General features: G+C 45.0%; 12 protein-coding genes and 1 tRNA gene. 6 read left to right on the top strand and 7 right to left on the bottom strand.

What is annotated here, in order from left to right; genetic code table 11:
* The first annotated feature begins 109 nt into the window (after positions 1 to 109).
* Together FKN16_RS03245 and FKN16_RS03240 are read left to right on the top strand one after the other, a co-directional pair.
* A complete protein-coding gene (locus FKN16_RS03245; protein WP_170901979.1) occupies positions 110 to 427 on the top strand; it encodes a GrpB family protein in 318 nt (105 codons plus the stop codon).
* A complete protein-coding gene (locus FKN16_RS03240) occupies positions 424 to 906 on the top strand; it encodes a hypothetical protein (RefSeq protein WP_170901978.1) in 483 nt (160 codons plus the stop codon). Before FKN16_RS03245 ends, FKN16_RS03240 begins: the two co-directional genes overlap by 4 nt.
* A gap of 40 nt (positions 907 to 946) precedes the next feature.
* Here the strand turns inward: FKN16_RS03240 and FKN16_RS03235 are convergent, their stop codons facing one another.
* The 3 genes from FKN16_RS03235 to FKN16_RS03225 form a co-directional block, all read right to left on the bottom strand.
* Positions 947 to 1,345 carry a cystatin gene (locus FKN16_RS03235; RefSeq protein ID WP_170901977.1) on the bottom strand — a complete coding sequence of 133 codons (399 nt, stop codon included), beginning with the start codon at positions 1,343 to 1,345 and terminating at the stop codon, positions 947 to 949.
* A 174-nt stretch (positions 1,346 to 1,519) separates the two neighbouring features.
* On the bottom strand, positions 1,520 to 2,518 hold the full coding sequence (gene cydB, locus FKN16_RS03230; protein ID WP_170901976.1) for a cytochrome d ubiquinol oxidase subunit II: 999 nt from the start codon (positions 2,516 to 2,518) through the stop codon (positions 1,520 to 1,522).
* Positions 2,519 to 2,529: 11 nt separating this feature from the next.
* Positions 2,530 to 3,918, bottom strand: coding sequence for a cytochrome ubiquinol oxidase subunit I (locus FKN16_RS03225; RefSeq protein WP_170901975.1), 1,389 nt, complete (start codon positions 3,916 to 3,918; stop codon positions 2,530 to 2,532).
* Between the two features lie 162 nt (positions 3,919 to 4,080).
* Here FKN16_RS03225 and FKN16_RS03220 point away from each other — a divergent pair, with 162 nt between their 5' ends.
* Positions 4,081 to 5,325 carry an NADH:ubiquinone reductase (Na(+)-transporting) subunit B gene (locus tag FKN16_RS03220; protein ID WP_170901974.1) on the top strand — a complete coding sequence of 415 codons (1,245 nt, stop codon included), beginning with the start codon at positions 4,081 to 4,083 and terminating at the stop codon, positions 5,323 to 5,325.
* A gap of 298 nt (positions 5,326 to 5,623) precedes the next feature.
* Positions 5,624 to 7,024, top strand: a complete 1,401-nt coding sequence (locus FKN16_RS03215; RefSeq protein WP_048624681.1) for a tryptophanase — start codon at positions 5,624 to 5,626, stop codon at positions 7,022 to 7,024.
* 74 nt (positions 7,025 to 7,098) lie between these two features.
* On the opposite strand, the gene FKN16_RS03210 is transcribed toward FKN16_RS03215, so the two are convergent.
* Together FKN16_RS03210 and FKN16_RS03205 are read right to left on the bottom strand one after the other, a co-directional pair.
* Positions 7,099 to 7,710 (bottom strand): DUF2913 family protein, encoded by a 612-nt coding sequence (locus tag FKN16_RS03210; RefSeq protein ID WP_047102823.1) that lies wholly within the window; start codon positions 7,708 to 7,710, stop codon positions 7,099 to 7,101.
* Between the two features lie 32 nt (positions 7,711 to 7,742).
* Positions 7,743 to 7,826: transfer RNA gene (locus FKN16_RS03205), tRNA-Leu, on the bottom strand.
* 562 nt (positions 7,827 to 8,388) lie between these two features.
* Here FKN16_RS03205 and FKN16_RS03200 point away from each other — a divergent pair.
* Entirely contained in the window at positions 8,389 to 9,597 is a 1,209-nt protein-coding gene (locus tag FKN16_RS03200; RefSeq protein WP_005393641.1) for a NupC/NupG family nucleoside CNT transporter, read from the top strand.
* Between the two features lie 54 nt (positions 9,598 to 9,651).
* Here FKN16_RS03200 and FKN16_RS03195 read toward each other — a convergent pair whose 3' ends face one another.
* Together FKN16_RS03195 and FKN16_RS03190 are read right to left on the bottom strand one after the other, a co-directional pair.
* Positions 9,652 to 10,740: a DUF3541 domain-containing protein gene (locus tag FKN16_RS03195; RefSeq protein ID WP_170901973.1), complete on the bottom strand. Its 1,089-nt coding sequence runs from the start codon at positions 10,738 to 10,740 to the stop codon at positions 9,652 to 9,654.
* 69 nt (positions 10,741 to 10,809) lie between these two features.
* Entirely contained in the window at positions 10,810 to 11,415 is a 606-nt protein-coding gene (locus FKN16_RS03190; RefSeq protein ID WP_170902008.1) for an alpha-ketoglutarate-dependent dioxygenase AlkB, read from the bottom strand.
* Positions 11,416 to 11,546: 131 nt separating this feature from the next.
* Between FKN16_RS03190 and FKN16_RS03185 the strand changes: the two genes are divergently transcribed.
* Positions 11,547 to 12,902, top strand: a complete 1,356-nt coding sequence (locus FKN16_RS03185) for a diguanylate cyclase (protein ID WP_170901972.1) — start codon at positions 11,547 to 11,549, stop codon at positions 12,900 to 12,902.
* The last annotated feature ends 270 nt before the right edge of the window (positions 12,903 to 13,172 follow it).

Raw genomic sequence — 13,172 nt, 5'->3', positions numbered from 1 at the left:
ACTCTATTTGTTGGGTTATTAGTGTCGGGTGTGCCGGAAGTTTGGCTTTTACTTTGGTGGTTGGGTAACTTCCTTTTTATGATACACGGGTTTATCAGGAGAGGGATGGATGAAATTAGGTTTAGCCAATCACAAAGTAGATGTCGTTAAACATGACCCTGCATGGCGACAGGAGTTTGCACGCAGCCGATCTGAACTGGCGTTAGTGACGGAGATGATGTCAACTCAAATCGAGCATATTGGCAGTACTGCCATTTTGGATATGCCTGCCAAACCTATTATCGATATGGTACTAGGTATTGCGCACTTTCCTCATGTTTCTCTAAAACTTTCTTTGGTGGAACAAGCTGAAATTACCATCGAAAAATATACGGATGCTAAGGTAAACTTCGTACGTAAAGTCATAAATGAGTTGAAGACAAAATGAAGAAACGGCTTGGATTCATTTTACTTTGTAGTGCATTTCATTCTTTTGCGTATCAACTGCATGAGCGCGACGAGAGCTATGTATTAATTGGTCATGAGCTCAGTGCTGGCTATATCGTTTATGTACCAGGCTCTATGGAAGCAGAAATTACCAATGTGTTTAAATTTGATTGTGAAGGCAGTCGTGTTGAAGCTGTGAAAATTGGTAGCGAGATTAATAACGCTGCGACATATGGCGAGCATCTCCAATACTATTTCTTTCTCGTGAGAGATCATCAGCTTCACGTTCCTCTAAGAATTATTGAATCTTTTAAAACGGTTGATAAAAAGTCAAAAGAGGTTCTATCAGAACATTTACCTTTCACAAAGCATGATGACCTTGGGTTAGCTTGTGATTTGATTAGACCTCAGGTTAAAAGCTATTACTTTTCCCAAGCTTTTGAAGCGATACCTAAACATACCCACAGTAAAGGCGACTGACTCAGTCGCCTTTACTGTTTTGACTGTAGAGCTGTAGTGTTTATTGCTCTTTGGAGCAAAGCTCACCTTTCTTGGCGTGTCTTTCTATCATGTAATCGCCTCGGGCACTGTGCAACACAATCGCATTCCAGACTTGGCCATCTTGCAACTCGAACTCAAATGCATAATGGGTGCCGCCGACCATTTTCGTTCTCACCTCATGAATTGCTTTCAATTTATCATCGGCATTCATTTGATAAAGCACCATGTTGAGTGAGCGTCTGGCGTCAGGAGTTGCCTCAGCAAGTTGCCAATGACCCTGCTCGTTTGTTGCGGAGCAAATAGACCGCATTTTACTTTTCATGGCGGATGACATCTGCTTGTCTACGGCCAATGCATTTGGTGAAAACAGTGGAACCGTCAAAGGAATCAAAGTTACCAGAAACCGCTTTAAGGTCATAAAAACACTCCGTTGTTTTACTCTTGCTTGAGTATAGACCTCAATGGCTTCAGATGTGGTGCAGTCGACTCTGGGCCTACAATATCGCAGTTCGTATCAACGAACTGATGATAAACAAGGCGACCACGCTTGCCAGCCAAATGCCAATGAACCACAAAATGGGCTTTAGTTTCATCAGTGATATCCTTCTCCACGTTTCATCTTGCCGCGGAACACCCAGTACGAATAAGCCGTGTAGGCTATGATCAGAGGAAGTAATACCACCGCACCGGCAAGTAAAAATGCCAAACTTTTGTCTGGCGCGGCGACGTCTTGATAAGTGAGTGCGAATGGGACCAAGTAAGGGAATGTACTGACACCGAAACTCATCGCGGACACAAGAAACAGGCCGATCGCAAGAACGTAGGCTCGGACGGCTTTGTGGTCGAGTAAGGCTTTGAATAGCTGCCAAATAAGTGCCGCTGCAATAATTGGTAAAATGAAAAACAGTAGCGAGTTTGGTAATGAGAACCAACGTTCAAATACGATATTTTGGCTCAATGGCAGCCACAAACTGGCGATGAATATACAGGCTACCATCGCTAGTCCCCATCGTCGCGCGACCACGTAATAGCGCCCCATCAGCTCTTCTGGAAGCTTGATTAATAACCAGCATGAACCGAGCAGAATATAAGCACAAACAAGCGCCAGGCCACAAAATACGCTAAATGGTGAAAGCCAATCAAACCATCCACCTGCGTATGCTCGTTCACTAACCTCTATACCTTGGAGCAGGGTTCCGAGCATAATGCCTTGCATCAATGCCGCGGTGAGTGAACCAATGAAAAAAGCGCTATCCCATAAAAACTTTCCGCGTTGTGTTCGGAAGCGATACTCAAAAGAAACCCCGCGCAGAATTAACCCGAGCAGCATTAAAATCAGGGGAGCATAGAGTGCTGGCATAATGACCGCGTAGGCGAGGGGGAACACGGCAAAAAGCCCACCACCGCCAAGAACTAGCCAAGTTTCATTCCCATCCCAAACAGGAGCGATGCTGTTCATCATCATGTCGCGCTCTTCATCGTCATTCGCGCTGAGGAAGAGGATACCAATACCGAGATCAAAGCCATCTAACACGACATAAATCAGAACGGCTAGCCCAATCAAAGCGTACCAAATTAATGCGTAATCCATGAGCTAGCCTCCTAGGTTAGATGGTTAGAGTGTGCGATGGCATCGGTTTTCGTGCCATCAGGAAGTCGGCTGTCTAAGCCTTCTTCATAACGAGTTGGAGACTTGCGCATCAAACGTAGGAGATAGAAGAAGCCTGCTCCAAAAACCACAAAGTAAACCACGATGAACGCCGTCAGGGAGACGCTCACCGCGGCGGCATCAATAGGCGATGCCGAATCGGCTGTGGTTAAAAGACCGTATACGGTGTAAGGCTGGCGACCGACTTCGGTGGTTATCCAGCCTGCTAAAACTGCAATGAACCCAGCTGGGGCAAACAGCACACAAATACGTTGAAGTGCCCTTGAATCAAAAAGTTCGCGACGTGTTCTTAGCCATAGGCTCCACAAACCAATAACAAGCATGCCAAAACCAAGCGCGACCATTATTCGGAAAGACCAGAAAACGATAGATACAGGAGGGTGTTCCTCCTCTGGAAAAGCATCTAAGCCCTTTACTTTGCCGTTGAGGTCATGAGTTAAAATCAAACTACCGAGTTTGGGGATTTCCAGTGCGTATTCCATACGTTTTTCTTCATCGTTAGGGATACCGAAGAGGATCAATGGCGCGCCTTGGTGAGACTCATAGTGCCCTTCCATCGCGGCGACTTTGGCGGGTTGATGTTCAAGGGTGTTTAATCCATGCATGTCTCCAGCAACGATTTGAATTGGTGTCACGATGGCAGCCATCCACATTGCCATCGAGAACATAATTCTGGCTAGAGGGTTATGGTTTGCTTTTAATAAGTGATAAGCGGCAATGCCCGCTACAACAAAGGCGGTAGTGAGGTAAGCGGCGAGCAACATATGGACGAGCCGATAAGGGAAGGAAGGGTTGAAGACAATCGCCCACCAGTCTTCTGGGATAAACTGTCCGGCTTCGTTGATACTATAGCCCGCTGGTGTTTGCATCCAACTATTAACCGAAAGTATCCAAAACGCAGACAAAAACGTCCCGAATGCAACAATACAAGTCGCGGCGAAGTGAAGCTTCTTACCTACCTTATCCATACCGAAAAGCATCACGCCTAAAAACCCCGCTTCGAGGAAAAACGCAGTAAAAACTTCATAGCCCATTAGCGGGCCTAGGATTGGGCCTGTTTTGTCGGCAAATACGCTCCAGTTGGTCCCGAATTGATAGCTCAACACGATGCCACTCACCACACCCATACCAAAACTGATGGCAAAGATTTTGAGCCAGTATTTATAGATCTGCATGTACTGTTTGTTGCCCGTTTTTAAGTACAAGCCTTCTAACACGGCGAGGTAACTTGCCAAACCAATCGTAAACGCTGGAAAAATGATGTGGAAAGAGACAGTAAAGGCAAATTGGAATCTGGCTAAATCGATGGCGAGTGTATCCATGGGCATTCCCTTTTAAGTTTCGAATTAACAGTTCGCCGAATTAGAAGAGATGAGGGAAGAGCGACGAACAAAATGGAATACGAAGAAGGAAGGCTAAGAGATTAAAAAACGATCGCTTTTTACGGCAGTGCGTACCATCTTTTAGATAAAGGAGGAGTTGTTATGAGCCTTAAACACTACTTTGAGAAAGCGACACCTAAGTTTGGCCCTGGTGGGAAGTATCACAAGTTCTATCCATTGTTCGAAGCTGTCGAAACCATTTTTTACACGCCTGGTAAGGTTAACCAGGGCATGACTCACGTTCGAGATAGCATCGATTTAAAACGTATTATGATCATGGTGTGGCTGGCGGTCTTCCCTGCCATGTTCTGGGGTATGTACAACATAGGTCAGCAGTCCAGCGATGCTTTGTTGTATGGAATGGATCAAGCCTCAGCTCAGCAAGCGCTGGCTTCTTCGTGGAAACTGAGTTGGGTATGGGGCTCGTTAGATGCGGTTTCACAGGCGGGGTGGGCAAGTAAAATGTGGCTTGGTGCTACTTACTTTCTCCCGGTTTATGCGACGGTGTTTATCGTTGGTGGTTTCTGGGAAGTTCTGTTTGCTATTGTGCGAAAGCACGAGGTAAATGAAGGTTTTTTTGTCAGCTCTATACTCTTTGCGTTGATCCTTCCTCCGACAATTCCACTGTGGCAAGCGGCTTTGGGTATCACTTTCGGTATTGTTGTGGCGAAGGAGATTTTCGGTGGTACGGGGCGAAACTTCCTAAACCCAGCTCTGGCAGGGCGCGCGTTCTTATACTTTGCTTATCCTGCCAACATGTCCGGCGGTGCCGTGTGGGTCACGGCTGATGGTTACTCTGGCGCTACTCCACTTAGCCAATGGTATGAAGGTGGGCAAAGTGCCTTGATAAATAATATGACGGGACAACCAATTTCATGGGGAGATGCTTTTGTTGGTAATTTGCCAGGCTCGATGGGTGAAGTCTCCACGTTATTGATTGCACTAACAGGCTTGGTTCTTATCTTTATGAAGATTGCGTCGTGGCGAATCGTTGCAGGCGTGTTGGTTGGTTTAGTGGCGGCTTCATTATTATTGAATGCGATCGGTTCGGACTTTAACCCAATGTTCTCCATGCCGTTTTACTGGCACTTCGTGATTGGTGGGGTCGCGTTTGGTACCTTCTTTATGGCGACAGATCCCGTCTCGGCGGCTTTTACCAATGGCGGTAAATGGGCATACGGACTATTAATCGGTGTGATGACGATTTTTATCCGAGTGCTGAACCCAGCGTATCCAGAAGGCATCATGTTAGCGATTCTATTTGCTAACTTATTCGCGCCACTTTTCGATTATTTAGTCAAAGAAAGTAATATCAAACGCAGAATGAAAAGGGCGAGACCTTCTTAAAATGAGGGTGACTTCACTGAAAGTTGATTGAAAACTGCACTATATTGAAAAGGTCAGAAACATGGGGTTTCTGGCTTTTTATTTTTATCAGGAGGACGAAGACGATGAGAATAAAGGATATTCTCGATAGCCGTTTGGTGCTGTCGTTCTGGTACAACCTAGACTACTGCTTGTCTCTTCTTAGTAAAATCTCTTCTCGTTGATTTCCTCAATGCAATCGCATTGAAAAGCATTCTATCTATTTGTTTTTTAGTCTTACGTGATACCGCGTAGGGCAATGCGTATAAGGAAATTAACAATGAAACGTATTCCAGAACCTTTCCGTATCAAAATGGTTGAGCCAATCAAAATGACGACTTTGGCAGACCGTGAAGTCGCGTTAAAAGAAGCGGGTTATAACCCATTTCTTCTTCGTAGTGATGATGTTTATATCGATTTGCTGACTGACTCTGGCACTGGTGCCATGAGTGATAATCAGTGGGCTGGCATCATGATGGGGGATGAATCCTATGCGGGGAGTCGAAATTACTACAACCTATGTGATGCAGTGGAGCACTTCTTTGGTTACAAGCTCACCGTGCCTGCGCACCAAGGGCGTGGTGCCGAGCAAATTTTGTTCCCAGCTTTGATTGAGCGTATGCGTCAGGTGCGTGGTGGTGAAACTCCAGTATTTATCTCGAACTACCATTTTGATACCACAGCGGGTCACATTGAACTCAATGGCGGTAAAGCGATTAACGTGGTAACGGAAGAAGCATTCGACACCACTACGCCTTATGATTGGAAGGGCAACTTTGATATCGATAAGCTGGTGGCAACAATTGAAGCGCACGGTTCACATAACATTTGTGCGATTATCACCACGATTACTTGTAATAGTTCCGGTGGCCAGCCTGTGTCGATGGAAAACATGCGCAGTGTGTACGAAATCGCAACCAAGTACGATATTCCAGTGGTGATTGACTCGGCTCGTTACTGTGAGAACGCCTACTTCATTAAGCAGCGTGAAGAAGGGTACGAAGATAAATCGATTCTGGAAATCATTCGCGAGATGTATCAATACGGCGATATGTTGACGATGTCGGCTAAGAAAGATCCGATGGTAAACATTGGTGGTATGTGTTGTATTCGCGATCATAAAGAGTTGTTCCAAGCAGTGCAGACACGTTGTGTACCCATGGAAGGATTTGTGACATACGGTGGTATGGCTGGGCGTGATATGGAAGCGCTCGCTCGCGGTTTGTATGAAGCGGCGGATGAGGATTTTCTTCACTACCGAATTAGCCAAGTTCAATACTTAGGTGAGCGCTTACGTGAGGGCGGTATTCCAATTCAATACCCAACGGGTGGTCACGCGGTGTTTGTGGATGCCGCTAAGATTTTGCCACATATTCCAACGGATCAGTTCCCTGCGCAGGTATTGTGTAATGCCTTGTACTTGGAAGCGGGCATTCGAGCAGTAGAGATAGGATCGCTGCTGCTTGGTCGTGACCCTGATACGGGTAAACAAAAAGCGTCAGAGTTAGAATTAATGCGTTTGACCATTCCACGTCGTGTCTACACAAACGATCATATGGATTACATTGCGGATGCGATTATCGAGCTGAAAAATCGTGCACATGAGTTAAAAGGGCTCACTTTTGAGTATGAACCACCAGTGCTGCGCCACTTTACTGCTCGGTTTAAAGAAATCGATTAATTAAGGTTTGAATATAGAAAAGCAAAAGGCCGCGAGTTTCGCGGCCTTTTTCGATTTGTTTCTTAGCGTTACAGTTACGCCAACTCTAATGTAATGCGAACGAACTGATCGTCCTGGTACTGCACTTCATAATTGAATGTACCACTGGCGTAAATGCTGCCAAGGAAAAGTGAGCGTTGACTCATTGGTCCACGGAACAGCATCGAAATAGGAGCGATTAGGGCGTTATTATCATCGAAGTGCTGATTTAAGTTCTCAGAAAGCACACACAGCAAACAGCCGTGTTGGTCGTGAGATAAGTCGACGTCTTCCGGTCGAGATAATAATACGGTAGTCCCCAACTTCTTCTCAATTTCGTTAATCAACAGCAAGTAGCTATCTAGATCAGGTTGAGGGTTACGTGGTTTATCTGCACCCACGCAACGTTCGAGTAACGCTTCCAGATTTCCGTTCTCGCCTTTTGCCTGTTGAGTCAAAGACTTTAACGGCTTTTTAATCAGCTTATAGCGATTACTCTTCAGTTTTGGCTTCAGCCATTTCTGCAGTAAGTCGTTACGCTCTTTAAGGGAGAGGCCATGCGAGGACGCGTGAATTTTAAAGTGCAGGTGCAATAAAGCGTGAACCGCAAGCTCACTCAGAAGTTGGTTAGCATCTGTAGACTGTCTTGCCTGCTTAGAACTTTGCATTACACTCGAACAAAATTAGGGAAGAAGGATAATGGTGCCGAGAGAGGGACTCGAACCCTCACACCAAAGGCACTAGCACCTCATGCTAGCGTGTCTACCAATTTCACCATCTCGGCATCATGATGCTCTGAATACTCAGAGGCCTCGAAAAGAAGCACCGCGAATTGTATAACCAAAATCCATCTGTTGGCGAGAGCAAAATGACGAATTTTGGATCTTTCGAGTTTGATTGCGTATTTATTGGTCACTTTTGCGTTTTTTACCATCAAAGTCTGTCCTTATGCCCTTACTTTTATTAACAGTATGACGACAAAAGAACGTTTTTGTCTGAATTTTGAACGCTTGAACGTTTGCGTAAATAAATGTGATGAATATCTCTTTTTGTTGGCTATACTTGCGTCCCGTTTAAGCGGGAATTAGGGTTTAGTTGTTCAGGACCCTTACCCATACAAGCCGTCACATGGAGCAGGCCAAGCAATACGCTCGCCAGCAGTGAATGACCCCACGGACCGGACCAGCTACGTTCAATTGCTTGTATAAGGTAAAAATAAGATGTCGAACTATTCGTTCTGTCTACATTCTGGATCTGAAGGCGAGTTATCACTCGCTGCGTTGTCCCTTTCTTCTGCCAATTCCTTTGGCTCTTTTTTCTTTTTCAACGTTCAGTAGGTCCAACTCATGAGTGTTCTATTTAGTCTATTTGGTATTGTTGCACTGCTAGGTTGTGCTTTCCTACTTTCTGAGGGCCGTTCTTCCATTAATTGGAAAACCGTATCTCGCGCCTTGATGCTACAAATGGGATTTGCTGCCTTAGTGCTTTATTTCCCGTTAGGTCAGGCGGCGCTGGCGAGTTTAAGTAATGGTGTCGCGGGGCTACTCAGCTTTGCTGATGAGGGGATTAAATTCCTCTTTGGTGACCTCGCTTCTTCTGGCTTTATCTTCGCTATTCGTGTCCTTCCTATCATCATCTTCTTCAGTGCTCTTATCTCCGCCCTTTACTACTTGGGCATCATGCAAAAAGTGATTCAATTTATTGGCGGCGCTATCCAGAAGTTCTTGGGCACTAGCAAAGCAGAGTCTCTGGTTGCAACAGGTAACATTTTCTTATCTCAAGGCGAGTCCCCACTTCTTATTCGTCCATTTCTTTCGAACATGACTCGCTCTGAACTGTTTGCTGTGATGGCTGGTGGTATGGCTTCAGTGGCGGGCAGTGTGCTTGGTGGTTATGCCGGTTTAGGTGTCGACCTAAAATACTTGATTGCGGCAAGCTTTATGGCAGCTCCAGGTAGTTTGATGATGGCAAAAATCATTGTTCCTGAACGCCAAACGCCAAGCGATTACAACGATATTGAGCTAGATAAATCAGAAGAAAGCAACGTTATTGATGCGCTAGCAAGCGGTGCCATGGGCGGTATGAAAGTGGCCGTTGCTGTTGGTACCATGCTTATCGCTTTTGTTAGTGTTATCGCGATGGTGAACACGGGACTAGAAAACTTAGGTGACATACTTGGTTTCTCTGGTGTGACGCTACAAGCGATTTTTGGTTACTTGTTTGCACCTCTAGCGTGGTTGATTGGTGTGCCAAGCCACGAAATCCTTGCTGCGGGTTCATACATTGGTCAGAAAGTGGTGATGAATGAGTTTGTTGCGTTCATCGATTTTGTACAGCACAAAGCGACGCTGTCTGAGCATACTCAAGTCATCATCACTTTTGCGTTGTGTGGCTTTGCAAACATTGGTTCAATTGCGATTCAGCTGGGTTCTATCGGCGTGATGGCACCTGAGCGCCGCAAAGATGTAGCAAGTTTAGGCCTAAAAGCGGTTGCTGCTGGCACACTCGCTAACCTGATGAGTGCGTGCTTAGCGGGCATTTTCATCTCGCTCTAATTTAGATTGAAGATGCACACTAAAAACCCGCCTAAATGGCGGGTTTTATTATTTCTAAGGCTTAGGTATTAAGCCGTAGGGTATTGATTTAAAAGCGTCAGGGTGCTCTTGATAAGTTGGCGCTTTATGTACCCCTTTCCAATCGAGCAGCATGATGGCTAGCACATTACGGTGCTCGCCGTACTTGAGATCAAAACTCCCATCGACCGATGGAATCATCCCTTTTTCAGCGTTGATTGCGTGACGAATGTCTTGGCGGGTTTTCTCGACGACCGGATCGTGATCCAAGCCTGCTAACAAAAACGAAATGCCGACTTCTGCAATCACGTCTTCTTTGGCGCGCAGTAGGATAGTGTCGATGTTGTTGCGAAAGTAATCATAAATCCATTGGTGTTTCTTTTCGCTTACTCGCTCCTGATAATACTGTGAATCGGCAAAGATGATGTGCGTCATCCCATAGAGTTTGTTCCAATACTGCTGAGCTGAAAGCATCTTATCTTTATCGTCGGGGTAGGTGTTACGGAAGGTTTGAGTGAATTCCTCAACCACATCTTGCTCGCCTAGCTGACGAAGCCAGTAGACTTGGTTTGCAAGCTGAGCTGCCCATGCTTCTATCATCTCTTTGTCCGTAACGTAACGCGAGAAATCGTAGCGCCTAATAATTTTTCTCAGCGTTTTGTCTTTCTTATGTTTCAGACCATATTCGTTTGCTCTTGCCATTGCGCCAAGTAAATCCACGCCAAGATAAAGATATTCAGGATGGTGCTTAGTGACGGTATAGCGTCGTTGCCCTCGCTCACTTTCTTTCTCTTGATACGCGGTCAGTCTTTGTGATGAATAAAGAATAATGTCTTCAGGTTCAACGACTTCATTAGCAAATCGGTTTAATCGGCTAGCTACTTGTGCCATGTCGGTCCAAACGGCAGCGTGATATTTCTCATCTAACGTCTGGCGGTACATGCGTAAGCCAAAGTGCCCCTCTTTAAACGCAGGTAAAGTGAACAGTTCCTGCTCGTAGGTACTACGAATCAACTGTGCTGATTGAGCATTATTTAGGAGCGGTATCTCTTCCTGTGATGCCTGAACAGCAAAGGTAAGTGAGCAAGATAGTAAGACCGCTAAGCTAAGAGGTTTGATACGCATAAATCCATTCCCTATGAAGTCCTGAATCTAAACCTACCATCAATATTAATTAAGAATGTAAAAGCTGAGTCAATAGTTAAAAATCTGTCGAAAAGTCAGATTGATACGTTCACCTTTGGTTTTCGCGGTTTTTGGTACACAGTGTTTCCAGTGATGTTGGAGCTCGCCAGCCATAACCAGTAAGGAGCCGTGAGAAAGCTCATATTCAATCTCAGTTTTACAATGTAAATTTCTGAGCAAAAATCGACGTGTTTCACCTAAATTCAAAGAGGCGATAACCGGGTTTCTACCTAGCTCTGGTTCATTGTCTTGGTGCCAGCCCATCGAATCTTGGCCGTGTCGGTATAGGTTGGCAAGTACAGAGTTGAAGGCTACATCCGCAATCGACTCACAGCGCACTTTGAGCTGAGTTAATTCAGGAGTCCAAGGGTGAGGCTGCAAGGTTAAGCCTGAGTAAGTATATGCTGCATCACCGTGCCACGCTTGTAAACGAGGTTGAAGTACTGACTTGCCGAACATGGTAATGCGCTCTTGATGCCATGGCAGTGTTTCCAGAAGTTGGTCAAAGTAGTGATCCGCTTCTAGATGGCTAAGAAAGTAAGGATCGTAATAGAGTTTACCCCTTTCTACTTCTTGCCACTGAGTACCGCCAAATAAATCGCCTTGTTGATGCATCATCTCATACCTAAAACATAAAAAATTTTAATCACTGTTACCTTTCCGATTGGGATTGGTTATTCTTGTGATAATAAGAATTTTAACAATAAATAAAAATCTCGTAACGATATACGAGTTGTGGGGAGAAAATGCGTTATTTACCCAGAAAGCGATGCTATTTTGCATTGTTCTTCCTCAGTTTTTTCGCTTTATGCGTTGGGGTTATTGAGCTGTTGCATCGAAATCAGCAAGAGCTTCACCAAGAGCGAGTTCAAGTTGAGGCCAAAGAGCAACTTTCCACCCTCCGTTCCAATTTGGAAGCGGTACTTATGGCGGATATCTATAAAGCCAGTACCTTGGCGACACTCATTACTTTACTTCCTAAAAACCAAGAAGACGAATTGAACATTGCGGCTCACCGTATCCTGAGCAAAAGCAAACATATTACGATCATTGGCATTGCGAAGAATGATGTTATCAGTCATATATTTCCCCGCCAAGGTAATGAGCGTTTAATCGGCCTCGATTACCGAACGGTGCCACAACAGTGGGTACAGGTGCAAAAAGCTAAAGATATACAAGAAATATTTATAGCAGGGCCTGTCAACTTGATTCAAGGCGGCAAAGGTTTGATCGTGCGGGTTCCGGTTTTTCTTGATCCACCGTTGAACCAAGATTATTGGGGGGTGATCAGTGCGGTGATTAATTTTGATGCTCTGATGCGAGAAACTGGCGTGATCGATTTCTCTTATCGCTACCCTTTGATGATTCGTGGTTACGACAGTGGCGGTGCTTTTGGTGACGTTTTCTTTGGCGCACTGAGTGAAACCAAAAAGCAATACGCGAAAGAAATGGTTCATTTTCCTTATGGTGGATGGAGTATGGTGGTTTTCTCCGGAGACAAACTCGACCGTCAAATTCCTTGGCATCAGCTTTATTTAGCAAGGCTTATCGGTTATCCCATTGTTTTTGCACTGAGCCTCGCGCTTATTGCGATTTATCGCTTATACACCATTGCGGATGATAGAGCACTGCATGATGAACTGACGCACTTACCAAACCGTCGCTATTTTATGAAGTTTTACAAGCAGCAGTTTGAAATAGCGAAACGTTACAAAAAGCGTTACAGCTTCGCCTTAATCAATATAGATCTGGATAGGTTTAAACATATTAACGATACCTATGGTCATGACGCAGGCGACAAGGTCTTAGTCGCTACGGCTGAAAGAGTGAGAAGCTCTCTGCGTAAATCAGATATAGTGGCCCGAATGGGAGGTGATGAGTTTTTAGTTGTCGTTCATAACCCTGGGACGGAAGAAAATGTTCAGTCTCTGCTACAAAAGCTCAGGTTAGCTTTATGTTCGACGCCCGTGATTTACGATGAAGCGCTCATTTACCTGAGAACCAGCATTGGGTACGCGATATTTGATCCGGACATGTCATCTCCAGAGCAAATGATGAAAATAGCCGATGAGAGAATGTATCAACAAAAACATGGCGGATGAACCTGAGCCCAGTTTCAATCAGGGCTTTGGAGCAGTGGTAAGGTTAAGAATCCGAAATCTCACCATCATTTGGGTATAAGAATATATGACTTTACATGTTAATAGACTCTTTGCTGAGAGAGTCATTATTAGCAGTGCATGAAGTGGCATATTTGCATGTTGTTGCATTTTGCAAATGCAGTTTGCGAAATTTATGGTCGATAAAGCAACGATATGCATCTGGATCTATTAAAAAACGGCCTTTTTAAAGTTGGCACGCATCGTGCTTTA

It is taken from the genome of Vibrio sp. 11-4(1), from assembly GCF_013048625.1.
Classification (GTDB): domain Bacteria; phylum Pseudomonadota; class Gammaproteobacteria; order Enterobacterales; family Vibrionaceae; genus Vibrio; species Vibrio diabolicus.
Note: the sequence above shows the minus strand (reverse complement) of the source record. Positions and strands in the feature narration are given on the sequence as shown.